Raw genomic sequence first — 26,855 nt, forward strand, 5'->3', positions numbered from 1 at the left:
TTACTTGCGCAGCAGGCGCAAACCGTTGAACACCACCAGCAAACTCACGCCCATGTCGGCGAACACTGCCATCCACATGGTAGCGATCCCGGCAAAGGTTACCCCAAGAAAGATCGCCTTGATGACCAAAGCCAGGGCGATGTTCTGTTTGAGGATGCTCGAAGTCTGCCGGGACAGGCGAATGAATGCCGGAACTTTGCGCAGATCGTCGTCCATCAGGGCGACATCGGCGGTTTCGATTGCGGTATCGGTGCCCGCAGCGGCCATGGCGAAGCCGATTTCGGAACGCGCCAGTGCAGGCGCATCATTGATGCCGTCGCCAACCATGCCGACCCGATGCCCTTGAGCATAGAGAGTTTCGATAGCCTGCAGTTTGTCCCCCGGCAACAGGTCGCCCTTGGCCTCGTCGATGCCGACTTGTGCTGCAATGGCCTGCGCGGTGTGGATGTTATCGCCCGTGAGCATCAGGGTTTTGATACCCAGGTCATGCAGTTGCCGGATCGCTTCGCGGCTGGACTCTTTTACCGTATCCGCCACGGCAAACAGCGCCAACGGGCCGGACGAATCAAGCAGCAGCACCACCGACTTGCCCTGCTTTTCCAGGGCAAACAGCTTTTCTTCCAGCGCTGGCGAACACAGGCCCAGATCCTCCACAAGACGATGGTTGCCCAGATGGTAGAGCTGGCCGTTGATCTCGCCGCGCACCCCGCGCCCGCCCAGCGCTTCGAAGTTATCCACAATCAGCGTCGCGGTCTGGTTATCCACAGCCGCCTTGGCGATGGCCAGGGAAACCGGGTGATCCGAGCGCCCGGCCAGCGCGGCGGCAATGGCGGGCGCCGAGTCATCGGCGGTCGGGTCCAGCGACAGGTAATCGGTCTGCACCGGTTTGCCGTGGGTGATGGTGCCGGTCTTGTCCAGGGCCAGGTAGTCGAGCTTGTAACCGCCCTCCAGATAAACGCCACCCTTGACCAAAATGCCTTTACGCGCCGCCGCCGCGAGGCCGCTGACGATGGTCACCGGCGTGGAGATCACCAGCGCACACGGGCACGCCACCACCAGCAGCACCAGCGCCCGGTAGATCCAGTCGAACCACAACTCGCCCATGAACAATGGCGGGATCACCGCCACGGCCAGGGCCAGGACGAACACTGCCGGGGTGTAGATTTTCGAGAAACTGTCGACGAAACGCTGGGTCGGCGCACGCGCGCCCTGGGCCTGCTCGACGGCGTGGATGATGCGAGCCAGGGTCGAGTTATCCGCCGCGGCGGTCACCTCGTACTCCAGGGACCCGGCCTGATTGATGGTGCCGGCGAAGACTTTGTCGCCGACGGTTTTTTCCACCGGCAGGCTTTCACCGGTGATTGGCGCCTGATCGATGGTCGAGCGACCGGACAGCACTTCGCCATCCAGGCCGATACGCTCGCCGGGGCGCACCCGCACCCGCGCGCCGAGCCCAATGTTTTTGACATCCTGCTCAAGCCAGCTCCCGTCAGCCTGCAACACCGTTGCCGTGTCCGGCGTCATCTGCATCAAACCGCTGATGGCATTGCGCGCGCGGTCAAGGGACCTGGCCTCGATCAACTCGGCCACGGTGAACAGGAACATCACCATCGCCGCTTCCGGCCACTGGCCGATCAGCACCGCGCCGGTCACGGCAATGCTCATCAGCGCGTTGATGTTCAGATTGCGGTTTTTAAGGGCGATCCAGCCTTTTTTGTAAGTACCGAGGCCACCACTGAGAATCGAGACCAGCGCGATAACCGCCACCACCCAGTTCGGCGCGAAACCGGTGAAGTGGATAACTTCTGCCAGCAATGCACCAACACCGGACAGTGCCAGAGGCCACCACGGCTTTTTCCGGGGCGCGGGCGCCGGGGTTTCATCACCCTGGTCCATCGGCTCGGCCTGCATACCCAAGGATTTGATGGCCTCGACGATCGGCTCGATACCGGGCAAATCGTGGGTTACGCCGAGCACCCGATTAATCAGATTGAACTCAAGCTGCTGCACGCCGGTCAGTTTGCTTAGCTTGTTCTGAATCAGCGTCTGTTCAGTTGGACAGTCCATTGCCTCGATGCGGAAACTGCTCAGTCGGGCTCCGGGCGTCGGCGATTCGCTCAGTTTTACCAGCGCAGGCGCTGCCGCTTTAGATGAGCAGCAGGCGTCGCCGTGACCGCCGTGGCCATGTTTTTGCACGGGCTTGAGCTTGTGGCTGTGCTCGTGCTCAGCCCCGGGTTTGTGAGAGTGCAGGGAATCGCTCATTGGTTGCGTCCATAAGAGTGCCTGTTGCCAAGTAAAGACCCTGTAGCCACTATAGGGTCAAGCACCCTTTCTGGAGTTTTGGAGATTGGCGTCATGAAAATTGGAGAGTTGGCGAAACTCACGGACTGCGCCGTGGAAACGATCCGCTACTACGAGCGCGAGAACCTTCTGCCGGAACCGGCCCGCAGTGACGGCAATTATCGCGTCTATACCCAGGCCCACGCCGAGCGCCTGACCTTCATCCGCAACTGTCGCACCCTCGACATGACGCTCGAAGAAATCCGCAGCCTGCTGGCGTTTCGCGACAGTCCGCAGGATCAGTGTGAAAGCGTCAACGCGCTGATTGACGAACACATCCACCATGTAAAGGCGCGGATCGACGGCTTGCTGGCCTTGCAGACGCAACTGCTCGACCTGCGCCAACGCTGCGGCGAAGGGCCAAGTATCGACCAATGCGGGATTTTGCAGCGGCTGGAAGTGAGCGGCGGGGTGGTGGCGACGGAGGTGGAGCATTCCCATGTGGGCCGTAGTCACGGCCACTGAAAACAACACCTACCCCCTGTAGGAGCGAGCTTGCTCGCGATGGTCGTGAACGATGACGCGTATTGCCTGAAAAAACGCGTCGTCCTTGAGTCCATCGCGAGCTAGCTCGCTCCTACAGGGGGATGGCGTGAAGCGTCAGACCGCCATCGGCGCGGTCATCGGCGCGTGGTGTTCGTAGCCTTCCAGCGAGAAATCGCCCGGTTCCACCAGCTCCAGCCATTCCGGCTGGTAAACACCCGTCTTGGCAAACTCCGGCACACGGTCGGAAATCACCAGTTTCGGCATCGGGAACGGCTCGCGCTTGAGCTGTTCGTTGAGCATGTCCAGGTGGTTTTCGTAGACGTGGGCATCACCGATGAAATAGGTGAACCAGCGCGGCGTGTAGCCGGTCAGGCGACCGATCAGGCTCAGCAGCGCAGCGCCTTCGGCGAGGTTGAACGGCGTGCCCAGGCCCAGGTCGTTGGAGCGGATGTAGAGGGTCAGGGAAATCTCCCTGGTCTCGACATTCGGGTGGAACTGATACAGCAAGTGGCACGGCGGCAAGGCCATTTCATCGAGCTGGGCGCAGTTCCAGCCGTGGAACAGGATGCGACGGCTGCCCGGGTCCTTGATGATGGTGTCGACGCACTGGCGAACCTGGTCGATGGCCTTGTACAGCACCACGTAGGCCTGACCGTCTTCCTCGCCTTCGGCAATCTGGCGATAACCCTGGCTCAGGGTCTGCTCGATGGCAGCCGGGTTGCTGAGCGGAATCTGCTTGTACGCCGGCCATTTGCGCCATTGCACGCCGTAGATTTCGCCGAGGTCGTCTTCGCCCTGGCGGAACGGGTTGGCCAGCCACTGGGCGTTTTCGTTGGCGTTCTGGTCCCAGACCTTGCAGCCCAGGGCGCGGAATTCGGCAGCGTTATTTACGCCACGCAGGAATCCGCACATTTCGCCGATGGCCGATTTGAACGCCATCTTGCGCGTGGTAATCGCCGGGAAACCTTCCTGCAGGTCATAACGCAGCATCGCACCGGGAAAACTGATGGTGTTCACGCCGGTACGATTGGCCTGTTTGGTGCCGTTCTTGATGACGTGGGCGACCAGTTCGAGATATTGCTTCATGAATTACCTGTGTCCTTGAACCCGCAACCATCGCTGCGGGGTTCGAATTTTATTCGGCTGCCGCTGGAGTCGCCGGGGCGCGGTGATACGCCAGCCAGATCAGGAACAGCCCGCCGACGATCATCGGTACGCACAGCACCTGGCCCATGGTCAGCCAGTTCCAGGCCAGATAGCCCAACTGGGCGTCCGGTACGCGGACGAACTCGACGATGAAACGGAAGATGCCATAGAACAGCGCGAACATCCCCGATACCGCCATGGTCGGCCGCGGCTTGCGCGAGAACAGCCACAGGATCAGGAACAGTGCCACGCCTTCGAGGGCGAACTGGTACAGCTGCGACGGATGACGCGCCAGTTGCGCCGGATCGGTCGGAAAGACCATCGCCCACGGCACGTCGGTTGCCTTGCCCCACAACTCGGCGTTGATGAAGTTGCCGATACGCCCGGCGCCCAGGCCAATCGGCACCATCGGCGCAACGAAATCCATCAGCTGGAAGAACGACTTGTTGTTCTTCTTGCCGAACCACAATGCCGCCAGCATCACGCCGATGAAACCGCCGTGGAACGACATACCGCCCTTCCACACTTCGAAGATCAGCGTCGGGTTGGCCAGATAGGCGCCCAGATCGTAGAACAGCACATAACCCAAGCGCCCGCCGACAATCACCCCCATCGACATCCAGAACACCATGTCGGAGAGTTTTTCCTTGGTCCAGGTCGGGTCGAAGCGGTTCAACCGGCGGGAGGCCAGCAGCCAGGCGCCGCCGATGCCGATCAGGTACATCAGACCGTACCAGTGGATTTTCAGCGGACCGATGGCCAGGGCCACCGGGTCGATCTGCGGGTAAGGCAGCATTGCGACTCCTCGTTAGAGTTCAAATCTTAAAAATTCCCGGGCGACGCTGCCACCTCAGGATTAAGCCAGGATTGCGCTGCCCGTCAGAGCAGATGCTTCAGACTAGAAAGTTCAGGCCGACGCAGAACAGCAAAGCGGCAAACAGCCGTTTCAGCAACCTCGGCGACAACCTGTGGGCCAATCGCGCGCCCAAGCGGGCGAACACCATGCTGGTCAGGGCAACGCCCAGCAACGCCGGCAAATAAATGAAACCGAGACTATGGGCCGGGAGCAACGGATCGTGCCAGCCCAGAATCATGAAACTTAATGCACTGGCCAGGGCAATCGGCAGACCGCAGGCCGATGAAGTGGCCACGGCTTGCTGCATCGGCACACTGCGCCAGGTCAGGAATGGCACGGTCAACGAACCGCCGCCAATGCCGAAAATCGCCGAAGCCCAGCCAATCACGCTGCCGGCCACGGTCAGACCGAGTTTGCCCGGCACGGTTCGGCTGGCCTTGGGTTTGACCTCAAGCGCCAGCTGAGCGGCGATCACCAAGGCGAAAACACCAATGAGCTTCTGCAGGTTGGGGCCGGAAATCGCTTCGGCCGTCAGCGCGCCAAACCCGGCACCGACCAGAATGCCGACGGTCATCCACATGAAGATCGGCCAACGCACGGCGCCACGGCGATGATGCTCGCGTACCGCGTTGACCGAGGTAAAGATGATCGTCGCCAGGGAGGTACCCACCGCCAGGTGCGTGAGGATCGACGGATCGAACCCTTGGGCCTTGAAGCTGAACACCAGCACCGGGACGATGATGATCCCGCCGCCCACGCCAAACAGCCCGGCGAGTACACCTGCACAGGCGCCGAGCGCCAGATAGAGCAGAAATTCCATGTCGTCCCGCCCGCATCCCCAAAACCGGAGCGGCATGGTAACGGATGCATGGCCTCAAGCTCCACTGCGCAAGGCGATGGATCGATGAGCGATGTCTGCGTAGAGTGAGCAAAAAACACACAAGGACAGCCTGATGTGCCTGATTGTTTTTGCCTGGCGACCGGGTCATGCCCAGCCGCTGGTCGTGGCGGCCAATCGCGATGAATTCTACGCCCGCCCCAGCCTGCCCCTGGCGCCATGGCCCGAAGCCCCGCATGTGCATGCCGGGCGCGACCTCGAGGCCGGTGGCACCTGGCTCGGTGTCGGTGCCAACGGACGATTTGCGGCGCTGACCAACATCCGCGATCCCCTTCGACCGCCTGGACGCAAGTCTCGTGGGGAGCTGGTCGCGCGATTCCTCGAGGGCGATTGCTCGATTGATGACTATTTGGCCGACGTTGTCAGACGTTCGCCTGAATATGGCGGTTTCAATCTACTGGTTGGCAACAGGAACGAGCTCTGGCACTTCAACGCCCGGGAATCGGAAGCCGTAATGCTGCAACCGGGAGTCTACGGCGTGTCGAACGCCGGGCTGGATACGCCGTGGCCGAAGCTGCTCAAGGCCAAGGCTGCATTGAGCGAGGTGCTGGATGATCCGCAGCCTCAGGCGCTGCTGGCGTTATTGAGCGATGCGCAGACCGCGCCGTTTGCCGAGTTGCCGGATACCGGAGTGGGGCTGGTCACCGAAACGTTGTTGTCGAGCGTGTTCATTGCCAGCCAGAGTTATGGAACGCGGGCGAGTACGGCGTTGATTGTGCAGGCGGATGGGGCGCTGCATATGGTCGAAAGGAGTTTCGGGCCGTATGGCGGGCATCTTGGGGAAGTGGAGATCAGGCTTTAGTTTTGTGTTGCCAGCACAGGCCTCATCGCGAGCAAGCTCGCTCCCACAGGGGATTTGCGGCGTTCACAGATCCAGTGTGGGAGCGAGCTTGCTCGCGATGGGACCATCAGCGTTTTAGAGGGGCTTGATTGCTGCCGGATTGATCATCCGCGCCAACCCGAGGTTCTTCAGCGCCAGCTGCAACGAGCTGTGAATCACTTGCGGGTTATCGATGGTCATTAGCTCAGCCAGCAATTCCCTGGCCTTGCTCAGGTTGATCTGGCGCAGCATCCACTTCACTTTCGGCAAGTTGGTGGCGTTCATCGACAGGCTGTCGAACCCCATCGCCATCAACAGCACCGCCGCCGCCGGATCACCGGCCATTTCACCGCAGATGCTCACTGGCTTGCCTTCGGCGTGGGCATCACGCACCACGTTCTGCAGCGCCTGAAGCACCGCCGGGTGCAGGTAATCGTAGAGGTCGGCCACTCGCGGGTTGTTGCGGTCCACGGCCAGCAGGTACTGGGTCAGGTCGTTGGAACCGACCGACAGGAAATCCACTTGCCGCGCCAGTTCTTTGGTCTGGTACACCGCCGCCGGAATCTCGATCATCACGCCAATCGGCGGCATCGGCACGTCGCAGCCTTCGTCGCGTACTTCGCCCCAGGCGCGGTGGATCAGGTGCAGCGCTTCTTCCAATTCATGGGTGCCGGAGATCATCGGCAGCAGAATCCGCAAGTTGTTCAGGCCTTCGCTGGCCTTGAGCATGGCACGGGTCTGCACCAGGAAGATTTCCGGGTGGTCGAGGGTGACGCGAATGCCGCGCCAGCCGAGGAACGGGTTATCTTCCTTGATCGGGAAGTACGACAGTGACTTGTCGCCGCCGATGTCCAGGGTACGCATGGTGACGGGTTGCGGGTGAAACGCAGACAGTTGCTCGCGGTAGATCGCCAGTTGTTCCTTTTCGCTCGGGAAACGCTGGTTGATCATGAACGGCACTTCGGTGCGGTACAGGCCCACGCCTTCGGCACCACGCTTCTGCGCACGCGCCACATCCGCCAGCAGGCCGGTGTTGACCCACAGCGGCATGCGGTGGCCATCGACCGTCACGCATGGCAGATCGCGCAGCGCATCCAGTCCGAGGGCCAGTTGTTTCTCTTCCTCGACCACCTCGGCGAACTGCTTGCGCAGCACTTCACTCGGGTTGGTGTAGACCTCGCCGTGGTAGCCGTCGACGATCATCTGGATGCCGTCGACCTTGGAGTACGGCAGGTCGACCAGGCCCATCACGGTCGGGATGCCCATGGCGCGGGCCAGGATCGCGACGTGGGAGTTACCGGAACCGAGTACTGACACCAGGCCGGCCAGCTTGCCTTCCGGCACCTCGCCGAGCATCGCCGGCGTCAGTTCTTCGCTGACCAGAATGGTGTTGTCGGGATAGACCAGGGTTTGCTGACGCTCTTCCTGCAAATAAGCCAGCAAACGACGACCGAGATCCTTGACGTCGGATGCACGCTCGCGCAGGTAAGCGTCGTCCATCAATTCGAAACGGTTGACGTGATCGGTGACCACCTGGCGCAACGCGCCCTGGGCCCACTGGCCGGTCTTGATCACGGTGGTCACTTCGCTGCCCAGCGCAGCATCGTCGAGCATCATCAGGTAGACGTCGAACAAGGCCCGCTCTTCCGGGCGCAACTGCGTGGCAAGCTTGGCGGACAAGGTGCGCATGTCGGCGCGCACGCCCTCGATGGCGGTCTTGAACAGCCCCAGTTCAGCGTCGATGTCGGTGATGGTCTTGTCCGGCACCACGTCCAGGTCAGCGGGCGGCAGCATGACCACCGCAGTACCGACCGCGGCACCCGGTGAGCCCGGCACGCCGACGAACTTGGCTTCCTGGATGCCCTTGCCCTGACGACCCAGGCCACGGATGGAGCCTGTGGCCTCGGCATGGGCGATAACGCCGGCCAACTGCGCGCTCATGGTCACGAGGAAGGCTTCTTCCCCTTCATCGAACTGGCGACGCTCTTTTTGCTGGATGACCAACACGCCGACGACGCGACGGTGGTGGATGATCGGCGCCCCGAGGAACGAAGCGAAACGCTCTTCACCGGTTTCGGCGAAGTAGCGATAGCGCGGGTGGTCCGCGGCGTTTTCGAGGTTCAGGGGTTCTTCACGCGTGCCGACCAGACCCACCAGACCTTCGTTGGGGGCCATGCTGACCTTGCCGATCGAGCGCTTGTTCAAGCCCTCGGTGGCCATCAGTACGAACCGGTTGGTCTCCGGATCAAGCAGGTAGACCGAGCAGACCTGGCTGCCCATGGCCTCTTTGACGCGCAACACAATAATCCCCAACGCCGCCTTGAGATCCTTGGCGGAGTTAACTTCCTGGACGATCTTGCGCAGCGTATTGAGCATGGCTCGGGGTCGAACTCCGTCGTCAGTCGCGCGCTAAAAGGCGCGGGGCAAGCTCTTTGAGAGCGCGTCGATACACCTCGCGCTTGAATGTCACCACCTGGCCCAACGGATACCAATAGCTGACCCAGCGCCAGCCATCGAATTCCGGTTTACCGGTCAAATCCATCCGCACCCGCTGCTCGTTGGAGACCAGGCGCAGGAGAAACCATTTCTGTTTCTGGCCGATGCACAGCGGTTGGCTGTGGGTACGTACCAGACGTTGCGGCAAACGATAGCGCAACCAGCCCCGGGTGCAGGCGAGAATTTCAACATCTTCGCGCTCAAGGCCTACTTCTTCGTTCAGCTCGCGGTACAAGGCGTCTTCCGGCGTCTCTTCGGGGTTGATTCCCCCCTGCGGAAACTGCCAGGCATCTTGATTGATTCGGCGAGCCCATAGCACCTGGCCGGCGTCATTCGTCAGAATGATCCCGACATTGGGGCGAAAACCATCGGGGTCGATCACGGCAACAACCTCGCAAACGCATGTCGCCGCATTGTTCCACAAAGGTTGTGAAGGCGGCAACGAAGGTTCCTACCTTATGTGCACTCTTGTGAAAAGACCGTATTCTTGTCGCCTTTTTACTGACTTTTCAGCGGGTAACTGCAATGCGCCTGGCTTTATTCGATTTGGACAACACCCTTCTGGGCGGTGACAGCGATCACGCCTGGGGCGATTACCTGTGCGAGCGCGGCTTTCTCGACGCCATCGCCTACAAGACTCGCAACGATGCGTTCTACCAGGATTACCTGGCCGGCAAACTGGATAACGCTGCTTACCTGAACTTCTGCCTGGAAGTACTCGGCCGCACCGAAATGGCCACGCTGGATCAGTGGCACAGCGATTACATGCGCGACTGCATCGAACCGATCGTGCTGCCCAAGGGGCTTGAGCTGCTGAAGAAGCACCGCGATGCCGGCGACAAACTGGTGATCATCACGGCGACCAACCGCTTCGTCACAGGCCCCATTGCCGAGCGCCTGGGGGTCGAAACCCTGATCGCCACAGAATGCGAAATGGTCGATGGCCGCTACACCGGACGCAGCACCGACGTGCCGTGCTTCCGCGAGGGCAAGGTAACGCGCTTGAATCGCTGGCTGGAGGAAACCGGGTTTACGCTGGAAGACAGCTACTTCTATAGCGATTCGATGAATGATTTTCCGTTGCTGGAGCAGGTGACCCATCCGGTGGCGGTCGATCCGGATCCGAACCTGCGGGCCGAGGCCGAGAAGCGTGGCTGGCCGGTGATCAGCCTGCGTGGCTGATGCCCCCTTACTGTAGGAGCGAGCTTGCTCGCGATGGTCGTTAACGATAACGCGGGGCACCTGATGCCCCGCGGCGATCTTAAGTTTTTCGCGAGCAAGCTCGCTCCTACACAGGCTTGGCGCCCATCAACCCCGCAATGGCGACAAAGCAGACAAAGCTGAACAACGCCAAGGCAAAGGTGAATTTCCCCACGCCACCCGGTGTCTTGCGCAGTTTGTTGAGCCGCACCAGCAGCCAGAACCACGCCAGCGCCGCCACGGTGTACAACACGCTGGAGGCCAGCAACCAGGTCTGCCCCAGCGGCCAGCCCACCAGGTGCACCATCCACCAGCCGGTAAACGGCATGCTCAGTAGCGCCAGGCCCATCAGCAGCCAGACAAACACCCTTGGCCGCTGCAAGGTGCGACTACCCGCCGTCGCGTCACCCTTGCGCCGCGCCAGCAAAACCCAGACTCCCAGCCCCAGCGCACAAGCCAGCAGTACAACTGTTGCCACCATGTGCGCCGCTTTCAGAGCAGTTAACGTTTCCATTGTCAGATTTCCTTATTGCCTTGCCCGTCAGCGTAGCCGTTCAGCCAAGAAACAGCTGATAGGCCGGGTTGTCGCTTTCGTCCCAGTACGGGTAACCGATTTCTTCCAGCGCGGCCGGCACCAGGTGGCGCTCGTCGTGGGGCACCTGCAGGCCCGCGACGACCCGGCCATCCGCCGCGCCATGGTTGCGGTAGTGGAACATTGAGATGTTCCAACGCCCGCCCAGCTTGTTGAGGAAGTTGAACAGCGCGCCCGGACGCTCCGGGAATTCGAAACGCAGAATCACTTCGTCGACCACATGCGCCGCACGCCCGCCGACCATGTGGCGGATGTGCAGCTTGGCCAGTTCGTTGTCGGTCAGGTCCAGCACCGGGAAACCCTGCTCGCTCAGGCTGGCGATCAGCGCGCTGCGCGGGTCGTTTTCCGGGTGGGTCTGCACGCCGACAAAGATGTGCGCTTCGCTGCCGGTGTTGTAGCGGTAGTTGAATTCGGTGATCTGGCGCTTGCCTATGGCCTCGCAGAACGCCTTGAAGCTGCCCGGTTTCTCGGGAATGGTCACGGCGATGATCGCTTCGCGGCCCTCGCCCAGCTCCGCACGCTCGGCGACGTGGCGCAGGCGATCGAAGTTGACGTTGGCCCCGGAGTCGATGGCCACGAAGGTCTGGCCGCTGACGCCGCGCTGCTCGACATACTTCTTGATCCCGGCCACGCCCAAGGCGCCGGCAGGTTCGGTGATCGAGCGGGTATCGTCGTAGATATCCTTGATGGCGGCGCAGATTTCATCGGTGCTGACGGTGATCACTTCGTCGACATGGTCTTTGCAGATGTCAAAGGTGTGCTGACCGATCTGGGCCACCGCAACACCGTCGGCGAAGAGGCCTACGGTCGGCAGTACCACGCGCTCGCCGGCCGCCATGGCCGCTTGCAGGCAATTGGAGTCATCCGGTTCGACGCCGATGATCTTGATGTCCGGGCGCAGGTACTTCACGTACGCCGCGATGCCGGCGATCAGGCCGCCGCCACCCACCGGGACGAAAATCGCATCCAATGGCTGCGGGTGCTGGCGCAGAATCTCCATCGCCACGGTGCCCTGCCCGGCAATGGTGTGGGGATCGTCGTACGGGTGAATGTAGACGTAGCCTTTTTCGTCGACCAGTTTCAGCGAGTAGGCCAGGGCTTCCGGGAACGAGTCGCCGTGCAGCACCACTTTGCCGCCACGGGAGCGCACGCCTTCGACCTTGATCTCCGGGGTGGTCTTGGGCATGACGATGGTCGCTTTCACGCCCAACACCTTCGCCGCCAGGGCCAGGCCCTGAGCATGGTTGCCGGCCGACGCGGTGACCACGCCGCGAGCGCGCTCTTCGTCGCTCAACTGGGTCAACTTGTTGTAGGCGCCGCGAATCTTGAACGAGAACACCGGCTGCAAGTCTTCGCGCTTGAGCCAAATGCTGTTGCCCAGCCGCTCGGAGAGCTGGCGGGCAGACTGCAACGGAGTTTCTACGGCAACGTCATAAACGCGCGAGGTGAGGATCTTTTTGACGTACTGTTCAAGCATCGGAAAGCATCACTGAGCGGGTTGGGCATGACCAAGGAGTCTAACCCGGCTTTCAGGCGTGCGACCACCCTGTAGGAGCGAGCCTGCTCGCGAAAAACTCGAGGGCGCCGCTGGCTGTCCGGTTTTACGCGTTATCGTTCACGACCATCGCGAGCAGGCTCGCTCCTACAGGGAACAGTCACGACCTGCCAATCGGGCAATGACCTTCCCCGCCCCGAAGCCTATAATGCCGGCCTTTCGTCCCCTCCCAGGCACCCCGGAGCCCGCATGAACCAGGATCAACTCAAACAGGCAGTGGCTCAGGCCGCCGTCGACTTCATCCTTCCGAAACTCGACGACAAGAGCATCGTCGGGGTCGGCACCGGCTCCACCGCCAACTGCTTCATCGACGCGCTGGCCAAGCACAAGGGCGCATTCGACGGCGCCGTCGCCAGTTCCGAAGCCACCGCCGCGCGTCTCAAGGGCCACGGGATTCCGGTGTACGAACTGAACACCGTCAGCGATCTGGAGTTCTACGTCGACGGCGCCGATGAAAGCGACGAGCACCTGAACCTGATCAAGGGCGGCGGCGCTGCCCTGACCCGCGAGAAGATTGTCGCGGCCGTGGCCAAGACCTTCATCTGCATCGCCGACGCCAGCAAACTGGTGCCGGTCCTCGGTACTTTCCCGCTGCCGGTGGAAGTGATCCCGATGGCCCGCAGCCACGTGGCCCGCGAACTGGTGAAGCTCGGCGGCGACCCGGTTTACCGCGAAGGCGTGCTGACCGACAACGGCAACATCATCCTCGACGTGTTCAACATGCAGATCACCAATCCGGTGGAGCTGGAGACACAGATCAATGCGATCGTCGGCGTGGTCACCAACGGTTTGTTCGCGGCACGTCCGGCGGATCTGTTGTTGCTGGGGACCAGCGAAGGCGTGAAGACCCTGCGCGCTGAGTAACCTGGACCACCCACACTTTTGTGGGCAGATGAAAAAACCTGTGGGAGCGAGCTTGCTCCGGGCGGCGTTCCGACGATGAGGCCGTGTCAGTCGACTGAGATGCTGAATGACAGACCGCTATCGCGAGCAAGCTCGCTCCCACAGTGTTTTGTGGTTTTGATTAGAGTTGCGTGGGTTTCTTGAACACGTAGAACAGGTTCGGCTCGCTGACGATGTACAGCGTACCGTCGTCGTCCACGGCGATCCCCTCCGCTTGCGGCACGGTTTTTTGCAGGCCCTGGCGCCCCTTGCTCAATGACATTGTGCTCAGCGGCCGCCCATCCACATCCAGCTCCAGAATCAATCGCGACTCATCCGACAGCGCCAGCAAATGCCCGCTGCGCTCATCGTATTGCAGGCTCGACAGATCCCGCACGAACATCCCGGCATCACGCTTGGGGTCGTTGATCACGTGCACCGAGTAGGATTCTTCAGGATTGAAGCGCGGAAAACCGTGCACCTCGTAGATCAGCATCGGGTTGCGCTCCTTGGCGACGAACAGGCGCTTGCCCACTGAATCGTAAGCCAAGCCCTCGAAGCCCTTGTTGCCGCCCATGTGAACGCCAATGGTCATCTGCTCGGCATCTGCCGCATCAACGAAAGTGGTGTCCTGCTCCAGACGAATCTTGATCAGCCGCTGCTGACTTTCGTCAGTGACCACGTAGATATCTTCGCTGATGAACTCCACCGCCTCCGGATCGCCGAAACCGACCAGCGCCACACGACGCAAGATCCTGCCGTCGAGGGACAACTCGATCAGCTCGCTTCGTTTGTTGGTGACGGTGAACAGGCTTTTGCGTACCGGGTCGTAGGTCAGCGCTGAAACGTTGTCGGCCAGGCCATCGATCACCTGCGCCTCGGTCACGACCTGGTATTGGTCCAGGCCCATGGACCGGGAACTTACCGGCTGCCACAGCGTATGCAGATTGAACCAGGTACGCTCGAACAGGCGCATGTACTGGGCGATCGCTATCAATGCGATCAGCAAGATCACCGACAGGATCAGGATCAGGGATTTGGGGCGGGCAAATCGACGCATTCGGGTGGGCTCGGGGTCAAAACAGGCGGATGAAATATCACGCCCGTCTGAACTGAAGCTTAATGGCCGCCGGCCTTTTACGTACAGGCAATCAGCGCAGGCGTTGGTTACTTCTGTTTTTCGAAGCGATAAAACAGGTTCGGCTCACTCACCATGTACAGCGTGCCCGATTCATCCATGGTCACGCCTTCGGCACGGGGAATGGTATTTTTCAGGCCGTTGAAGCCACGCAGCAGGGTGATGAAACTGACCCGCTCACCCTTCTTGTCCAGCTCCAGCAACAGGTGCGAGTCGGCAGACAACACCAGCATGTGGCCAGTCCGCGGGTCGACGGCCAAGGCAGACAGGTTGCGCATGTCCAGTGCATGGCTGGCCAGCTTCAGCTTGTCGCCGGTCAGGACCTTGCCGTCACCTTTCCAGGCAAACAATGCCGGCGGGCGCTCTTCGCCCAGCAGCAGTTGCTGATTGCTCGGGTCCCAGGTGACACCCTCGAACGCCTTGTTCTGGTCGCTGGAAGGCCCGAGGTCGTATTTCGGGAAGTCGGCCATATTCAATTCGCGGGTATCGGCATCGACCTTGACGATAGCGATCAGATGCTCGCGCTCATCGACAATGGCCAGCCGGCCGTCGCCCAGCACGGTGACGCCCTCAGGGTTGCTCCAGCCCACCAACGGCATTTTGCGCAGCACATCGCCCTGCAAGTTCAATTCGACCAGGAACGGGTTCTTGCCCATGACCGAAAACAGAGTCTTGGTCTGAGGGTCGTAGACCATGTCCGATGCTTCATCCTTCTCCATGCCCGGCAACGGCTTGGCATCGATCACCGCACGATAGTCCGGCAGCCAGATGCTCGCCTGGCGCTCGGCCGGGCTCTTGAATTGTTCCTTCACCCAGAGCACGCCCCGCGAATCCCAGTGCATGGCGAATGCAACGCCGTAGGCGACAACAGCCACCAGCAACAGCCAGGTGTGCCAACGCAGGGCGAAGCGCGAACGGCGGACAGGTTCAAGCGTGGAAAGCGGAGAAGTGGCCATCGGGGAATGCGTTCCAGAAATTCAGGCTAGGGGTAATAGCACAGTTTGGGGCCGGCTCAGAGGCCGAAAGCCCTGAAATTATCCAGACTGGATGTGAAAAAAACGGGAAATGACAGGGTGAGCCATCTACAGGCCACCACAAAACCAATGTGGGAGCGGGCTTGCTCGCGAAAGCGGTGTGTCAGGCAACACTTAGTCGACTGTCACGCCCTCTTCGCGAGCAAGCCCGCTCCCACAGGGTTTGGCGGTGCCTGGACTAGCGAACGCTGCTGGTGAAACTGCTGGCGCCCGGCAATTCCAGAACGATCTCGTCACCGACATTCAGCGGGCCAACGCCCACTGGCGTGCCGGTGAGGATCACGTCCCCGGCCTGCAACGAGAAGCAGCCGGCCATGTGCTGGATCATCGGCACGATCGGGTTGAGCATCGCGCTGCTGTTACCGTCCTGGCGCACTTCACCGTTGATGGTCAGGCGGATGCCGATGTCGGTCAGGTCGGCAAACGTGCTGCCGGACACGAACGGAGCAAGCACTGCCGCGCCGTCGAAGGACTTGGCGATTTCCCAGGGCAGGCCCTTGGATTTCAGCTCGGCCTGCTTGTCGCGCAGGGTCAGGTCCAGGGCTGGAGCGAAACCGGAGATGGCGTCGAGCACTTCTTCGCGGCTCGGTTTGGTCGACAACGGCTTGCCGATCAACACCGCGATTTCCGCTTCGTAATGCACCGAACCGCGCTCGGTCGGAATGCTGAAACCACCTTCCAGCGGCACCACGCAACTGCCCGGCTTGATGAACAGCAGTGGCTCGGTCGGCACCGGATTGTCCAGTTCCTTGGCGTGTTCGGCGTAGTTACGGCCGATGCACACCACTTTCCCCAACGGGAAGTGAATGCGCGTACCGTCGACATACTGGTGCTGATAGCTCATTACCGACTCCTGCTTCGTTGGCTCTTAAAGTTCGAAAATCAAACAGCGAAAATCTTGCCCGGGTTCATGATGCCGTTCGGGTCGAACACCGCCTTGACCGCTTTCATGTACTCGATCTCGACCGGCGAGCGGCTGTAGGTCAGGTAGTCACGCTTGGTCATGCCCACGCCGTGCTCGGCGGAGATCGAACCGTTGTACTTCTCGACGGTTTCGAACACCCACTTGTTGACGGTGGCGCACTTGGCGAAGAACTCATCCTTGCTCAGGTTATCCGGCTTGAGGATGTTCAAGTGCAGGTTGCCGTCGCCGATGTGGCCGAACCAGACGATTTCGAAGTCCGGGTAGTGTTCGCCGACGATCGCGTCGATTTCCTTCAGGAACGCCGGGACTTTCGACACGGTGACTGAGATGTCGTTCTTGTACGGCGTCCAGTGGGAAATGGTTTCGGAGATGTATTCGCGCAGCTTCCACAGGTTCTGCAACTGTGTTTCGCTCTGGCTCATCACGCCATCCAGTACCCAGCCCTGCTCGACGCAGTGCTCGAAGGTTTCCAGGGCGTGGTTGGCCACTTCTTCGGTGGTCGCTTCGAATTCCAGCAGCGCATAGAACGGGCAGTCGGATTCGAACGGCGCCGGCACATCGCCACGGGCCATGACTTTGGCCAGGGCTTTGTCGGAGAAGAATTCGAAGGCGGTCAGGTCGAGCTTGCTCTGGAACGCGTGCAGCACCGGCATGATCGAGTCGAAATCGGCGGTGCCGAGGACCATGGCGGTGAGGTTTTTCGGCGCGCGGTCCAGGCGCATGGTCGCTTCGACCACGAACCCGAGGGTGCCTTCGGCGCCGATGAACAGCTGACGCATGTCGTAGCCGGTGGCGTTCTTGATCAGGTCGCGGTTCAGCTCCAGCACGTCGCCCTTGCCGGTGACCACTTTCATGCCGGCAACCCAGTTACGGGTCATGCCGTAGCGAATCACCTTGATCCCGCCGGCATTGGTGCCGATATTGCCGCCAATCTGGCTCGAACCCGCCGAAGCGAAGTCCACCGGGTAGTACAGGCCGTTTTCTTCGGCCACGTTCTGCAGGTGCTCGGTGACCACGCCCGGCTGGCAAACGGCCGTGCGGTCAGTGAGGTTCACGTCGAGGATCTGGTTCATGTAGTCGAACGACACGACCACTTCACCATTGGCCGCCACCGCTGCTGCGGAAAGACCGGTACGACCACCGGACGGCACCAGCGCCACCTTGTGTTTGTTGGCCCACAGGACAATGGCCTGGACCTGCTCGGTGGTCTTGGGGAACACGATGGCGGTCGGGGCCGGGGCGAAATGCTTGGTCCAATCCTTTCCGTAAGCATTCAGGGAGTCGGCATCGGTCAGCACCTTGCCAGGCTCAACCAGGGTCTTCAGCTCTTCAATCAGGGCAGGATTGGTCATCGACAGAACTCTCGAACAATTCATGGTCATCCTGAGAACGCTTCACGTCGCAGGAATGAGTGTTTAGCGGGGTGCATATGCTAGCATAACGACCCCGCAGGATAGTGCCCAAGGGCTGTTCTGCGGTGACGGCTTTCCTGCCGTGCGGGTCAGCTCCGGGCTGCTCCCTTTCCTGCCATTTTTCTCCGGGATACAGGTTTACGCAGATGAGCAAGACTTCTCTCGATAAGAGCAAGATCAAGTTCCTTCTTCTCGAAGGCGTCCACCAATCGGCTGTCGACGTCCTCAAGGCGGCGGGCTACACCAGCATCGAGTACCTCACTGGTTCTCTGCCGGAAGCCCAGCTCAAGGAAAAGATCGCTGATGCTCACTTCATCGGCATTCGCTCCCGCACTCAACTGACCGAAGAGATCTTCGATCACGCGAAGAAGCTCGTGGCTGTAGGGTGTTTCTGCATCGGCACCAACCAGGTCGACCTGGACGCGGCCCGCGAACGCGGCATCGCGGTGTTCAACGCACCGTACTCCAACACCCGTTCCGTAGCGGAGCTGGTGCTGGCCGAGGCGATCCTGCTGCTGCGCGGCATCCCTGAGAAGAACGCTTCCTGCCACCGTGGCGGCTGGATCAAGAGCGCGGCCAATTCCTTCGAGATCCGCGGCAAGAAGCTGGGCATCGTCGGTTACGGCTCGATCGGTACTCAACTGTCGGTCCTGGCTGAAGGCTTGGGCATGCAGGTGTACTTCTACGACACCATCACCAAGCTGCCACTGGGTAACGCCACTCAGGTAGGCAACCTGCACGAGCTGCTGGCGATGTCCGACATCGTTTCGCTGCACGTACCGGAAACCGCCGCCACCCAGTGGATGATGGGCGAGAAGGAAATCCGCGCCATCAAGAAAGGCGGCATCCTGATCAACGCCGCCCGCGGCACCGTGGTCGAACTGGACCACCTGGCGGCTGCCATCAAGGACAAGCACCTGATCGGCGCGGCCATCGACGTATTCCCGGTGGAGCCACGCTCCAACGACGAAGAGTTCGAAAGCCCGCTGCGTGGCCTGGACAACGTGATCCTGACCCCGCACATCGGTGGCTCTACCGCTGAAGCCCAGGCCAACATCGGTCTGGAAGTGGCGGAAAAACTGGTCAAGTACAGCGACAACGGTACTTCGGTATCGTCCGTGAACTTCCCGGAAGTGGCCCTGCCGGCTCACCCTGGCAAGCACCGCCTGCTGCACATCCACGAAAACATTCCGGGCGTGCTCAGCGAGATCAACAAAGTCTTCGCCGAAAACGGCATCAACATCTCCGGTCAGTTCCTGCAGACCAACGAGAAGGTCGGCTACGTGGTGATCGACGTCGACGCCGAGTACTCGGACCTGGCGCAAGAGAAGCTGCAACACGTCAAGGGCACCATCCGTAGCCGGGTGCTGTTCTGATCGCGACTTGAGCGACAAAAAAAGGGAGCCTTCGGGCTCCCTTTTTCATTCACGCTACAACGTTACTTGACGTTGACGGTGATCTTCTCGGAAACGATCGGCGGATCGAACGGCATGTGGTTGCTATCGCCCAGTTCAAGCTGCAAGGTGTGTTTGCCCGGCGTGAGCGTTACTTCAGCCTGGGTCTGCGCGTTGCCGAAATGCTGGTGGTTGGCATCTTTGGGAATCGGCGCACCGGCGGCTGGCAGTTCATCGACGTCAATCAGCAAGTGGTGATGACCGGTGTTCTTGGTGGTATTGCCCGCCGGTGCAAGGGCAACGTTCTCGACAGCGAACTTGACGACGACCGTCTGTGGAACCGTCGCACCATCCTTGGGAGACACGATGGACACTTCGGCGCCCTTCGGAGCCGGCGTTGCACTGGCCAGCACCGAAACACCCATCAACAGGCCAGCCAAAGCAGCACGTGACATAAAGGTTTTCATTCTCTTCTCCAGTTTTTCCGTAAAATTCGCGTGACCATGACAACTTCATGGCCATTCGTTGTCGAAGGCACTCGACAACCATAGCAAAGCGAGCCTGAATCAGAGGATCGCGATAATAAATTCAAAGGAGTGACCATGCGCTTTCTGCCTGGCCTGATCTGCCTGCTACCCCTTCTGAGCCCTTTGGCTCATGCCGAATTGATTGATGACGTCAACGACCGGGGCGAATTGCGCATTGCCGTTGAAGCCAACACCCCCCCTTTCAATTTCAAGGATGACGACAAGCTCACCGGCTTCGAAATCGAGTTGGGCCAACTGCTCGCAAGTGAACTCGATGTCCGGGCCGACTTCGTCGTCACCGACGGCAGCGATCTGCTGACCGGCGTCGAAAGCGGCAAATACGACATCGCTATCAACCACATAGCAGTGACCCCGGATCTCAAGGATCGTTTCGACTTCAGCGAACCTTACATTCAAACCAATGCGCAATTGATCGCGCAGAAAGAAGAGCCTCGCTCCATTTTGCTGGTCCAATCGCTGACGGAAGAGAAGCCCAAAACCAACCCGGCCGTGAACCTGGCGATTCCGTTTCAGAAGGGTAATCCGGCGTTCCAAGCCAGCCTGGAAAACGCATTGCAGCGGATCAAGGATGATGGGCGCCTGCAAGCGCTGGAGCAGAAGTGGTTGGGGGCGGATGCGGATGTGGTGCCGAAACCTTGAGCCATCGGGAAGTTGAAGTAAAAGATGAACCCTGTGGGAGCGAGCTTGCTCGCGATGGCGGCCTGACATTCAACATCAATGTTGGCTGGACAGGCCTCATCGCGAGCAAGCTCGCTCCCACAGTGCCTTGTGTCGCTCGTTAATCGAGCATTGCCAACGCCTGTGCCGCCTGCGGCAACTCCAGCTCACTGAACACCTGCACCCCGTGACGGTTGAGTAGCGCAGCCGTCACGCCCTCGCCACTGACTTTCACGTCGCTGAACGTTCCGTCATAGGTCAGCAAATTGCCGCAGGACGGGCTGTTGGCCTTGAGGACGGCGATGCGGATGCCATGCTTTTTTACCAGTTCCAGTGCCTGATACGCCCCCGATAGAAACTGCGCACTAACGTCCTCGCCCTCGGTGGTGATCACCAACGCCTGACCATCGAGGACTTGCGTGCCCTGCCCGCCTGGAATTTCCGCCGCCGCCCGAGGTGTTGGCAATCCACCTGCCACCTCCGGGCACAACGGCACGACCCGCCCCTCATCAAGCCACTGCTGAAGCTGATCGAACGGCCCGCTGGCCCCGCCGTCGTAACGGACGCGGTGGCCCAAAAGGCAGCGGCTGACGAGAATTTTCTGCATGATCAGAACGGCTCGTTGCCGCGCCGGCGGAACCAGCCGGTCAGCGACAGGCGATCCCGGGTCGCGGGCAGGACTTCGTGGGGAACCTCGCCGGAGAGAAACACCACCAGGCAGCCACCGACAGGTTCCACGTCGTAGACGCGATCATTGTCGAGGTACATGCGCAACTGGCCGCCGTGTTCGGGAAGCCAGCCGTCATTGAGATAAACCACCGCCGAAACCATGCGCCGGTCGTCATCGCGAAAGCGGTCGACGTGCTTCAGGTAGAAGGCGCCGGGCGGGTACATCGCAAAATGGCTTTCGAAATCCTCCAGGCCGAGAAACAGACCGCGATTGATCGCCTCGCGCAGGCTGTCCATCAAACTCAGATAGCTGTCGCACGCCTCGGCCTGGCCGGGGTCGATCCACTGGATATGGTCGCCACGAATCCCTTCGCGGATCTCCGATGACGGCCCACGACCCACGGCGGCCGGAGCCAGCTGACCCTCGGCAGCACGTTTGCGACACTCGGCCGCCAGCTCTCGGGTCAAGTCCTGAGGCAGGAAAATATTCTGCTGCGACCAGCCGTGCTCGGCCAGGTCGTCGACGATTCGTAGCAGCAGCGGGTGATCAGAGGATATTTGCATGGCGCGCATAGTATTCCTGTGCCCGGAAATCCGACAGAGCCGCGCAGCGGGTTGATACGAATTCTCGACAAGCAGGGGTGCCACACGGAGAATAGTCGCCTGCTGACTGGAGTCCCTATGCGCCGTTTGCTTTTATCCCTGCTGATGTTCTGCGTTTTGCCCGCCTGGGCAGACGGCCACGATCAGTTGTACAAGGTCGCCGGCTGGCCGGAACAACGCGCGCATTTCAGCGATGCCCTCTCGGCTGCTCAGCAACGCTACCAGGGCAGCCTGCCTCCGGCGGTGTTTCAGGCACTGGTCAGCAACAGCAATCAGCGATTTTCCGCCAAGGCCGTGGACCAGCGTGCCGAAGCGCAATTGCGCAAGAACCTCGCCGACCCCAAACCCGCGCTGACGTTTTTCCAGTCGCCCCTGGGCAAGAAAATCGTCGCCGCCGAGTTGCTGGCGACCCGTCGCGACCAACTGGCAAAAAATGCCAAGGGCCTGCCGAAGATGCAGGCCAGCGACAGCCGCCTGCTGATCATCGGCCATTTGGCACAAGCCCTGCCCGCTCGCGAGGCCGGCGCCGAAGTCAGCCTGGCGATTGCCGGGGTTGCCGCCGACAGCCTGAGTTCGATGATCCCGGGATTGCTCGGTGCCGGTCAGGCCCAGGGCATGCTCAACGGCCAGCGCCAGCGCCTGATGGAGCAGATCGGTAGCGACCTTAACAACACACTGCTGTATGTCTATCGCGACCTGTCGGACAACGAACTGGAAGAGTTCGCAACCTTTGCCGAATCGGCGGAAGGCCAGGCTTATTATCAAGCGGCGCTGGCGGCGATTCGGGCGGGGTTGGCGGTGGGGCAGAGCAATTCGAACCTGACCCAGTGATTTTCGGCGCCTGACAGATTGCTATCGCGAGCAAGCTCGCTCCCACATTGGATCTGCGTACGCCGGCCCATTGTGGGAGCGAGCTTGCTCGCGATGGGGCCGGAACAGGCACTAGGGATTGCGACCCTTGATCCGCCGGGTCAAAAACCCGAAATACTCCTGCCGCATCACCAGCGTCTCATTCGCCAGATGATGCCGTGCCTCGGGCAGCATCAGCACCTGCGGCCGATCAAACTTGCCCCGCAACACTTCCAGGTTGTGCTCCCAATCCACCGTCATGTCGGCCTGCCCCTGCACGATCAGCGGCCGGCGGGTACTCATGGGGGCGGCCTCGATACGTTTGATCCAGCGCGCCAACGCGCCCACCCAGGCTGTCGGCAGGCGCAACGGCTGCAACGGATCGGCCTGCAGAAACGGCAGAAAGGCCGGGTCGTTGGAGTTCTCGCTAAAACGCCGGGCGATGGCTTTGACGAAAGGCTTGAGCAGGTAGTAACTCAGTTGCGACCAACCCCACGCCCGCGGCCGCACCAGCGGCGACAGCAAAATCACCTGGCCCTGGGCCGGGCTGCTCGCCCCCGCATTCAACACATGATCGATCACGATCGCCCCGCCGGTGCTCTGCCCGCACAAGTGCCACGGCTGCGGCAAGTCGAGGGATTTCGCCTCGCGGAACAACCCTTGCAATGCGTCCTGATACTCGGCGAAATCCTTGATGCTCGCCCGTTCGCCACTGGACAGGCCATGCCCCGGCAAGTCGCAGGCAATCACCGCAAAGCCCTGGTCCAGCGCCCACTCGATCACATGCCGATAGAGCCCGGTGTGGTCGTAGAAACCGTGGATGACAAACAGCGTCGCCTTGGCTCGCTCGGGCCACCAGAACTGGCTGACCAGCTCATAACCGTCGACCTCGAATCGCCCAAGGCCGCTGCGCACCTGACGCGGGGCAAAATCCAGCCCGTAGAATCGCTGGTAAGCCTGCGCCTGCGCCGACAACGGCTGCCCGGCAGCCAATGGCAGCAGGCTTGCACGTAGAAGATCAGGGTCGAAAGTAGCCGGCATGGACGATTCCAGAACGTGAAACGGACTTTATAGGCCTGCGATATTCATCTGTCGCGGCAAGCATGGCAAGCTAGCCACCCTTCGAGGATTGAACCGATGCGCTCGCCCCTTCGCGCCCCCCTGTTTGCCAGCCTGCTCGCCGTGGTGTGTGCTGGCGTATTGTGGGCGGCCTACGACTGGTTCCAGGGACGTTACTTGCGGGCGTTCAGCGAGCACACCGCGATGTTTTCCGGTGATCCGCTACGCCTTCCCGAATCCCTCGCCGGCCCTGGCGCCATCCGTCTTGTGCATTTCTGGGACCCGGCCTGCCCGTGCAATGTCGGCAATCAACAACACCTGACCGAGCTGGTCGAGCGCTACCTACCCCATGGCGTGGAATTCTATGCCGTGCAAAAACCCGGTAGCCACGGCCAATTGCCGAGCACCTTGAGCAGCCTCAAAACCATCGACATCCTGCCCGGCTCCGAACAGATCCCCGCCAGCCCTGCCGTGGCGATCTGGGATCGCAGCGGCAAACTGGCGTACTTCGGCCCCTACAGCGAAGGCCTGACCTGTAACTCGAGCAACAGCTTTATCGAGCCGATCCTGCAAGCGCTGGATGAAGGCCGTGCGGTGAGTGCCACGCACACACTGGCCGTGGGTTGTTACTGCCCGTGGCCTGTCGATCCAACTAAATAGGGAAAGACGCGGTAATACGAATCCCTCCTACGGGCGATGCGCCAAATCGGCACCCCGTGTTACACAGTGGCATCAGGAATCACAATAACAACAAGGACTCTTATGAAACGCAGCCTGACCGCTCTCGCTCTGTTGATCGTCGTGCTGGCCTCTGGAGCCGGCTGGTACCTCTACAGCAAGCAGCCGTCACGCCAGGGCATGGTGGAACTGCAACACCTGCAAGGCTCCGTCACCGTGCGTTACGACGAGCGTGGCATCCCGCACATCCGCGCCGACAACGAAACCGACCTGTACCGCGCACTCGGCTACGTGCATGCCCAGGATCGCCTGTTCCAGATGGAAGTCCTGCGTCGCCTGGCCCGTGGCGAACTGGCTGAAGTGCTCGGGCCGAAGCTGCTCGACACCGACAAACTGATGCGCAGCCTGCGCATTCGCGAACGCGCAGAAACTTACCTGGCGAACCTCGACAAGCAGTCGCCCTCCTTCATCGCCATGCAAGCCTATCTGGACGGCATCAACCAGTATCAGGACAGCCACGCCAAACCCGTGGAGTTCGATGTGCTGGGCATTCCAAAACGCCCGTTCACGGCCCAGGACACCATCAGCATCGCCGGCTACATGGCCTACAGTTTTGCTGCGGCATTTCGTACCGAACCCCTGCTGACATTCGTGCGCGATCAACTGGGGCCCCAATACCTGAACATCTTCGATCTCGACTGGCAGCCCAAGGGCGTGCTCAACGGGACCGGCACCACCTTGGCCAGCGCAGACTGGAAAGACCTCAACGCCCTCGCCCGCTTGAGCGAACAAGCCCTGGCTGACAACGGCCTGCCACAGTTCGAGGGCAGCAACGCCTGGGTCGTCGCGGGTAGCCGGACCCAAAGCGGCAAGCCGCTGCTGGCGGGTGATCCGCATATCCGTTTTTCCGCGCCGTCGGTGTGGTACGAAGCGCAGCTCTCGGCGCCCGGCTTCGAACTCTACGGCCACTATCAGGCCTTGATGCCGTTTGCGTCGCTGGGCATGAACCACGACTTCGGCTGGAGCATCACCATGTTCCAGAATGACGACCTCGACCTGATCGCCGAGAAGGTCAACCCGGACAACCCCAATCAGGTCTGGTATCGCGGCAAGTGGGTGGACATGACGACCAGCGAGCAGCAGATCGCAGTCAAGGGCCAGGCGCCAGTCACCCTGGTGTTGCGTCAGTCGCCCCACGGCCCGATCGTCAACGATGCCTTGGGCAGCGGCGTCGGTAAAACGCCGATTGCCATGTGGTGGGCATTTCTCGAAAGCCAGAACCCGATCCTGGAGGGTTTCTACCAGCTCAATCGCGCCGACACCCTGGCCAAGGCCCGTGGTGCCGCGGCAAAAATCCAGGCCCCGGGCCTGAACGTTGTCTGGGCCAATGCCAAGGGAGATATCGGCTGGTGGGCGGCGGCGCAATTGCCTAAACGCCCGACGGGTGTACGCCCGTGGTTCATCCTCGACGGCAGCACCGCCGAGGCGGACAAGGATGGCTTCTACCCGTTCAGCGCCAACCCTCAGGAAGAAAACCCGGCCCGGGGCTACATCGTCTCGGCCAACTTCCAGCCGGTGTCGCCAACCGGCATGGAGATTCCCGGCTACTACAACCTTGCCGATCGCGGCCAGCAACTCAATCGCCAGCTCAGCGACAAAGCGATCAAATGGGACCTGGAAAACAGCCAGAAACTGCAACTGGGCACCACTACCGCCTACGGCCCGCGCCTGTTGGCACCGCTGTTGCCGGTGTTGCGCGAAGTGGTGAGCGATCCCGCCGAACTCAAGCTGGTTGAACAACTGGCCCAGTGGAAAGGCGATTACCCGCTCGACTCGACCAGCGCCACGCTGTTCAACCAGTTCCTGTTCAACCTGACTGACGCGACGATGCGCGATGAACTGGGTAACGACTTCTTCGAAACGCTGCTCTCGACCCGGGTGATCGACGCCGCGCTCCCCCGCCTGGCCGCCAGCGCCGATTCGCCGTGGTGGGACAACCGCAGCACCCTCGGCAAGGAAACCCGTGCCGACACGGTGAAGGCCGCCTGGCAAGCCAGCCTCGCGCACCTCAAGAGCACCCTCGGCGCAGACTCCTCGCAATGGCAGTGGGGCAGCGCGCACACATTGACCCATGGCCATCCGCTCGGGCAGCAAAAACCGCTGGACCTGCTCTTCAATGTCGGCCCCTTCGCCGCACCTGGCAGTCATGAAGTGCCGAACAACCTCTCGGCGAAAATCGGACCGGCACCCTGGCCCGTCACCTATGGCCCTTCGACCCGGCGCCTGATCGACTTCTCCGACCCGGCCCACAGCCTGACCATCAACCCGGTCGGCCAGAGCGGAGTCCTGTTCGACAGCCACTATGATGATCAGGCCGAGGCCTACGTCGAGGGGATGTACTTCCAGGCGCATCTCAATGAAGAAGAGGTCACGGCCAATACCCGCAGTACGTTGAAGCTGTTGCCGGCGCGGGCTGTACCATAGCTTTTTGCTGGCCGGGCCGGCCTCATCGCGAGCAAGCTCGCTCCCACAGGTTTTCTGGTGTTCACAAAATGTGTGTTCAACAAAGATCCCTGTGGGAGCGAGCTTGCTCGCGATGGGGCCCTGATAGACGCCTA

25 protein-coding genes are annotated in these 26,855 nt (G+C 60.9%); 9 read left to right on the plus strand and 16 right to left on the minus strand.

Annotation, left to right across the window (positions count from 1 at the left end; all coding sequences use genetic code 11):
• On the minus strand, positions 1 to 2,262 hold the full coding sequence (locus AC1Q6Y_RS00990) for a heavy metal translocating P-type ATPase (protein WP_492623919.1): 2,262 nt from the start codon (positions 2,260 to 2,262) through the stop codon (positions 1 to 3).
• Positions 2,263 to 2,355: 93 nt separating this feature from the next.
• On the opposite strand from AC1Q6Y_RS00990, the gene cadR reads away from it, so the two are divergent.
• Entirely contained in the window at positions 2,356 to 2,805 is a 450-nt protein-coding gene (gene cadR / locus AC1Q6Y_RS00995) for a Cd(II)/Pb(II)-responsive transcriptional regulator (RefSeq protein WP_057712875.1), read from the plus strand.
• A 135-nt stretch (positions 2,806 to 2,940) separates the two neighbouring features.
• Here cadR and AC1Q6Y_RS01000 read toward each other — a convergent pair whose 3' ends face one another.
• The 3 genes from AC1Q6Y_RS01000 to AC1Q6Y_RS01010 form a co-directional block, all read right to left on the minus strand.
• A complete protein-coding gene (locus AC1Q6Y_RS01000; protein WP_492623920.1) occupies positions 2,941 to 3,912 on the minus strand; it encodes a thymidylate synthase in 972 nt (323 codons plus the stop codon).
• Between the two features lie 49 nt (positions 3,913 to 3,961).
• Positions 3,962 to 4,768 (minus strand): prolipoprotein diacylglyceryl transferase, encoded by an 807-nt coding sequence (gene lgt / locus AC1Q6Y_RS01005; protein WP_492623921.1) that lies wholly within the window; start codon positions 4,766 to 4,768, stop codon positions 3,962 to 3,964.
• A gap of 97 nt (positions 4,769 to 4,865) precedes the next feature.
• The gene (locus AC1Q6Y_RS01010; RefSeq protein ID WP_057712872.1) at positions 4,866 to 5,648 is read right to left on the minus strand and encodes a sulfite exporter TauE/SafE family protein; all 783 of its coding nucleotides are present in this window, start codon (positions 5,646 to 5,648) and stop codon (positions 4,866 to 4,868) included.
• Between the two features lie 133 nt (positions 5,649 to 5,781).
• Here AC1Q6Y_RS01010 and AC1Q6Y_RS01015 point away from each other — a divergent pair, with 133 nt between their 5' ends.
• The gene (locus tag AC1Q6Y_RS01015) at positions 5,782 to 6,528 is read left to right on the plus strand and encodes an NRDE family protein (RefSeq protein WP_489339413.1); all 747 of its coding nucleotides are present in this window, start codon (positions 5,782 to 5,784) and stop codon (positions 6,526 to 6,528) included.
• Positions 6,529 to 6,642: 114 nt separating this feature from the next.
• On the opposite strand, the gene ptsP is transcribed toward AC1Q6Y_RS01015, so the two are convergent.
• Positions 6,643 to 8,922 (minus strand): phosphoenolpyruvate--protein phosphotransferase, encoded by a 2,280-nt coding sequence (ptsP, locus tag AC1Q6Y_RS01020; protein WP_057712870.1) that lies wholly within the window; start codon positions 8,920 to 8,922, stop codon positions 6,643 to 6,645.
• A gap of 22 nt (positions 8,923 to 8,944) precedes the next feature.
• On the minus strand, positions 8,945 to 9,424 hold the full coding sequence (locus tag AC1Q6Y_RS01025) for an RNA pyrophosphohydrolase (RefSeq protein ID WP_053163553.1): 480 nt from the start codon (positions 9,422 to 9,424) through the stop codon (positions 8,945 to 8,947).
• Between the two features lie 143 nt (positions 9,425 to 9,567).
• Between AC1Q6Y_RS01025 and AC1Q6Y_RS01030 the strand changes: the two genes are divergently transcribed.
• Complete coding sequence (locus AC1Q6Y_RS01030) at positions 9,568 to 10,224, plus strand: histidinol-phosphatase (RefSeq protein WP_492623922.1); 657 nt, start codon at positions 9,568 to 9,570, stop codon at positions 10,222 to 10,224.
• A gap of 106 nt (positions 10,225 to 10,330) precedes the next feature.
• On the opposite strand, the gene AC1Q6Y_RS01035 is transcribed toward AC1Q6Y_RS01030, so the two are convergent.
• Both AC1Q6Y_RS01035 and ilvA read right to left on the minus strand, forming a co-directional pair.
• On the minus strand, positions 10,331 to 10,756 hold the full coding sequence (locus AC1Q6Y_RS01035; protein WP_057712868.1) for a DUF2269 domain-containing protein: 426 nt from the start codon (positions 10,754 to 10,756) through the stop codon (positions 10,331 to 10,333).
• Between the two features lie 40 nt (positions 10,757 to 10,796).
• The gene (gene ilvA, locus AC1Q6Y_RS01040; RefSeq protein WP_057712867.1) at positions 10,797 to 12,311 is read right to left on the minus strand and encodes a threonine ammonia-lyase, biosynthetic; all 1,515 of its coding nucleotides are present in this window, start codon (positions 12,309 to 12,311) and stop codon (positions 10,797 to 10,799) included.
• A gap of 267 nt (positions 12,312 to 12,578) precedes the next feature.
• On the opposite strand from ilvA, the gene rpiA reads away from it, so the two are divergent.
• Complete coding sequence (rpiA, locus tag AC1Q6Y_RS01045; protein WP_046039153.1) at positions 12,579 to 13,253, plus strand: ribose-5-phosphate isomerase RpiA; 675 nt, start codon at positions 12,579 to 12,581, stop codon at positions 13,251 to 13,253.
• Between the two features lie 160 nt (positions 13,254 to 13,413).
• On the opposite strand, the gene AC1Q6Y_RS01050 is transcribed toward rpiA, so the two are convergent.
• From AC1Q6Y_RS01050 to AC1Q6Y_RS01065, 4 genes are all read right to left on the minus strand, one after another.
• The gene (locus AC1Q6Y_RS01050) at positions 13,414 to 14,331 is read right to left on the minus strand and encodes an SdiA-regulated domain-containing protein (RefSeq protein ID WP_150813767.1); all 918 of its coding nucleotides are present in this window, start codon (positions 14,329 to 14,331) and stop codon (positions 13,414 to 13,416) included.
• Between the two features lie 107 nt (positions 14,332 to 14,438).
• Positions 14,439 to 15,365: an SdiA-regulated domain-containing protein gene (locus tag AC1Q6Y_RS01055; protein WP_492623923.1), complete on the minus strand. Its 927-nt coding sequence runs from the start codon at positions 15,363 to 15,365 to the stop codon at positions 14,439 to 14,441.
• 256 nt (positions 15,366 to 15,621) lie between these two features.
• Positions 15,622 to 16,287, minus strand: a complete 666-nt coding sequence (locus AC1Q6Y_RS01060; RefSeq protein WP_056726437.1) for a fumarylacetoacetate hydrolase family protein — start codon at positions 16,285 to 16,287, stop codon at positions 15,622 to 15,624.
• A 38-nt stretch (positions 16,288 to 16,325) separates the two neighbouring features.
• A complete protein-coding gene (locus AC1Q6Y_RS01065; protein WP_032829505.1) occupies positions 16,326 to 17,720 on the minus strand; it encodes an FAD-binding oxidoreductase in 1,395 nt (464 codons plus the stop codon).
• A gap of 206 nt (positions 17,721 to 17,926) precedes the next feature.
• Between AC1Q6Y_RS01065 and serA the strand changes: the two genes are divergently transcribed.
• Positions 17,927 to 19,156, plus strand: a complete 1,230-nt coding sequence (gene serA, locus AC1Q6Y_RS01070) for a phosphoglycerate dehydrogenase (RefSeq protein ID WP_007976393.1) — start codon at positions 17,927 to 17,929, stop codon at positions 19,154 to 19,156.
• Between the two features lie 62 nt (positions 19,157 to 19,218).
• Here serA and AC1Q6Y_RS01075 read toward each other — a convergent pair whose 3' ends face one another.
• Positions 19,219 to 19,641: a DUF4399 domain-containing protein gene (locus AC1Q6Y_RS01075; protein ID WP_057712864.1), complete on the minus strand. Its 423-nt coding sequence runs from the start codon at positions 19,639 to 19,641 to the stop codon at positions 19,219 to 19,221.
• Between the two features lie 135 nt (positions 19,642 to 19,776).
• Between AC1Q6Y_RS01075 and AC1Q6Y_RS01080 the strand changes: the two genes are divergently transcribed.
• Positions 19,777 to 20,361, plus strand: a complete 585-nt coding sequence (locus AC1Q6Y_RS01080) for a transporter substrate-binding domain-containing protein (RefSeq protein WP_492623924.1) — start codon at positions 19,777 to 19,779, stop codon at positions 20,359 to 20,361.
• Positions 20,362 to 20,500: 139 nt separating this feature from the next.
• Here the strand turns inward: AC1Q6Y_RS01080 and AC1Q6Y_RS01085 are convergent, their stop codons facing one another.
• The gene (locus AC1Q6Y_RS01085; protein ID WP_492623925.1) at positions 20,501 to 20,986 is read right to left on the minus strand and encodes a 2-thiouracil desulfurase family protein; all 486 of its coding nucleotides are present in this window, start codon (positions 20,984 to 20,986) and stop codon (positions 20,501 to 20,503) included.
• Between the two features lie 2 nt (positions 20,987 to 20,988).
• Complete coding sequence (locus AC1Q6Y_RS01090; protein ID WP_218494670.1) at positions 20,989 to 21,621, minus strand: 2OG-Fe(II) oxygenase; 633 nt, start codon at positions 21,619 to 21,621, stop codon at positions 20,989 to 20,991.
• 108 nt (positions 21,622 to 21,729) lie between these two features.
• On the opposite strand from AC1Q6Y_RS01090, the gene AC1Q6Y_RS01095 reads away from it, so the two are divergent.
• A complete protein-coding gene (locus AC1Q6Y_RS01095) occupies positions 21,730 to 22,482 on the plus strand; it encodes a DUF2059 domain-containing protein (RefSeq protein ID WP_407516145.1) in 753 nt (250 codons plus the stop codon).
• 111 nt (positions 22,483 to 22,593) lie between these two features.
• On the opposite strand, the gene bipL is transcribed toward AC1Q6Y_RS01095, so the two are convergent.
• Positions 22,594 to 23,541, minus strand: coding sequence for a phospholipase BipL (gene bipL, locus AC1Q6Y_RS01100; protein WP_492623926.1), 948 nt, complete (start codon positions 23,539 to 23,541; stop codon positions 22,594 to 22,596).
• 96 nt (positions 23,542 to 23,637) lie between these two features.
• Between bipL and AC1Q6Y_RS01105 the strand changes: the two genes are divergently transcribed.
• Complete coding sequence (locus AC1Q6Y_RS01105; protein ID WP_057712858.1) at positions 23,638 to 24,219, plus strand: DUF6436 domain-containing protein; 582 nt, start codon at positions 23,638 to 23,640, stop codon at positions 24,217 to 24,219.
• A 102-nt stretch (positions 24,220 to 24,321) separates the two neighbouring features.
• Positions 24,322 to 26,721 (plus strand): penicillin acylase family protein, encoded by a 2,400-nt coding sequence (locus AC1Q6Y_RS01110; RefSeq protein ID WP_492623927.1) that lies wholly within the window; start codon positions 24,322 to 24,324, stop codon positions 26,719 to 26,721.
• The last annotated feature ends 134 nt before the right edge of the window (positions 26,722 to 26,855 follow it).

The sequence above is a fragment of the Pseudomonas sp. GW823-FHT06E10 genome, assembly GCF_058794995.1.

Bases quoted from the DNA above. Each gene is read 5' to 3' on its own strand.
- AC1Q6Y_RS00990 (WP_492623919.1), bottom strand. From the start codon at position 2,262: ATGAGCGATTCCCTGCACTCTCACAAACCCGGGGCTGAGCACGAGCAC.
- cadR (WP_057712875.1), top strand. From the start codon at position 2,356: ATGAAAATTGGAGAGTTGGCGAAACTCACGGACTGCGCCGTGGAAACG.
- AC1Q6Y_RS01000 (WP_492623920.1), bottom strand. From the start codon at position 3,912: ATGAAGCAATATCTCGAACTGGTCGCCCACGTCATCAAGAACGGCACC.
- lgt (WP_492623921.1), bottom strand. From the start codon at position 4,768: ATGCTGCCTTACCCGCAGATCGACCCGGTGGCCCTGGCCATCGGTCCG.
- AC1Q6Y_RS01010 (WP_057712872.1), bottom strand. From the start codon at position 5,648: ATGGAATTTCTGCTCTATCTGGCGCTCGGCGCCTGTGCAGGTGTACTC.
- AC1Q6Y_RS01015 (WP_489339413.1), top strand. From the start codon at position 5,782: ATGTGCCTGATTGTTTTTGCCTGGCGACCGGGTCATGCCCAGCCGCTG.
- ptsP (WP_057712870.1), bottom strand. From the start codon at position 8,922: ATGCTCAATACGCTGCGCAAGATCGTCCAGGAAGTTAACTCCGCCAAG.
- AC1Q6Y_RS01030 (WP_492623922.1), top strand. From the start codon at position 9,568: ATGCGCCTGGCTTTATTCGATTTGGACAACACCCTTCTGGGCGGTGAC.
- AC1Q6Y_RS01035 (WP_057712868.1), bottom strand. From the start codon at position 10,756: ATGGAAACGTTAACTGCTCTGAAAGCGGCGCACATGGTGGCAACAGTT.
- ilvA (WP_057712867.1), bottom strand. From the start codon at position 12,311: ATGCTTGAACAGTACGTCAAAAAGATCCTCACCTCGCGCGTTTATGAC.
- rpiA (WP_046039153.1), top strand. From the start codon at position 12,579: ATGAACCAGGATCAACTCAAACAGGCAGTGGCTCAGGCCGCCGTCGAC.
- AC1Q6Y_RS01050 (WP_150813767.1), bottom strand. From the start codon at position 14,331: ATGCGTCGATTTGCCCGCCCCAAATCCCTGATCCTGATCCTGTCGGTG.
- AC1Q6Y_RS01055 (WP_492623923.1), bottom strand. From the start codon at position 15,365: ATGGCCACTTCTCCGCTTTCCACGCTTGAACCTGTCCGCCGTTCGCGC.
- AC1Q6Y_RS01060 (WP_056726437.1), bottom strand. From the start codon at position 16,287: ATGAGCTATCAGCACCAGTATGTCGACGGTACGCGCATTCACTTCCCG.
- AC1Q6Y_RS01065 (WP_032829505.1), bottom strand. From the start codon at position 17,720: ATGACCAATCCTGCCCTGATTGAAGAGCTGAAGACCCTGGTTGAGCCT.
- serA (WP_007976393.1), top strand. From the start codon at position 17,927: ATGAGCAAGACTTCTCTCGATAAGAGCAAGATCAAGTTCCTTCTTCTC.
- AC1Q6Y_RS01075 (WP_057712864.1), bottom strand. From the start codon at position 19,641: ATGAAAACCTTTATGTCACGTGCTGCTTTGGCTGGCCTGTTGATGGGT.
- AC1Q6Y_RS01080 (WP_492623924.1), top strand. From the start codon at position 19,777: ATGCGCTTTCTGCCTGGCCTGATCTGCCTGCTACCCCTTCTGAGCCCT.
- AC1Q6Y_RS01085 (WP_492623925.1), bottom strand. From the start codon at position 20,986: ATGCAGAAAATTCTCGTCAGCCGCTGCCTTTTGGGCCACCGCGTCCGT.
- AC1Q6Y_RS01090 (WP_218494670.1), bottom strand. From the start codon at position 21,621: ATGCGCGCCATGCAAATATCCTCTGATCACCCGCTGCTGCTACGAATC.
- AC1Q6Y_RS01095 (WP_407516145.1), top strand. From the start codon at position 21,730: ATGCGCCGTTTGCTTTTATCCCTGCTGATGTTCTGCGTTTTGCCCGCC.
- bipL (WP_492623926.1), bottom strand. From the start codon at position 23,541: ATGCCGGCTACTTTCGACCCTGATCTTCTACGTGCAAGCCTGCTGCCA.
- AC1Q6Y_RS01105 (WP_057712858.1), top strand. From the start codon at position 23,638: ATGCGCTCGCCCCTTCGCGCCCCCCTGTTTGCCAGCCTGCTCGCCGTG.
- AC1Q6Y_RS01110 (WP_492623927.1), top strand. From the start codon at position 24,322: ATGAAACGCAGCCTGACCGCTCTCGCTCTGTTGATCGTCGTGCTGGCC.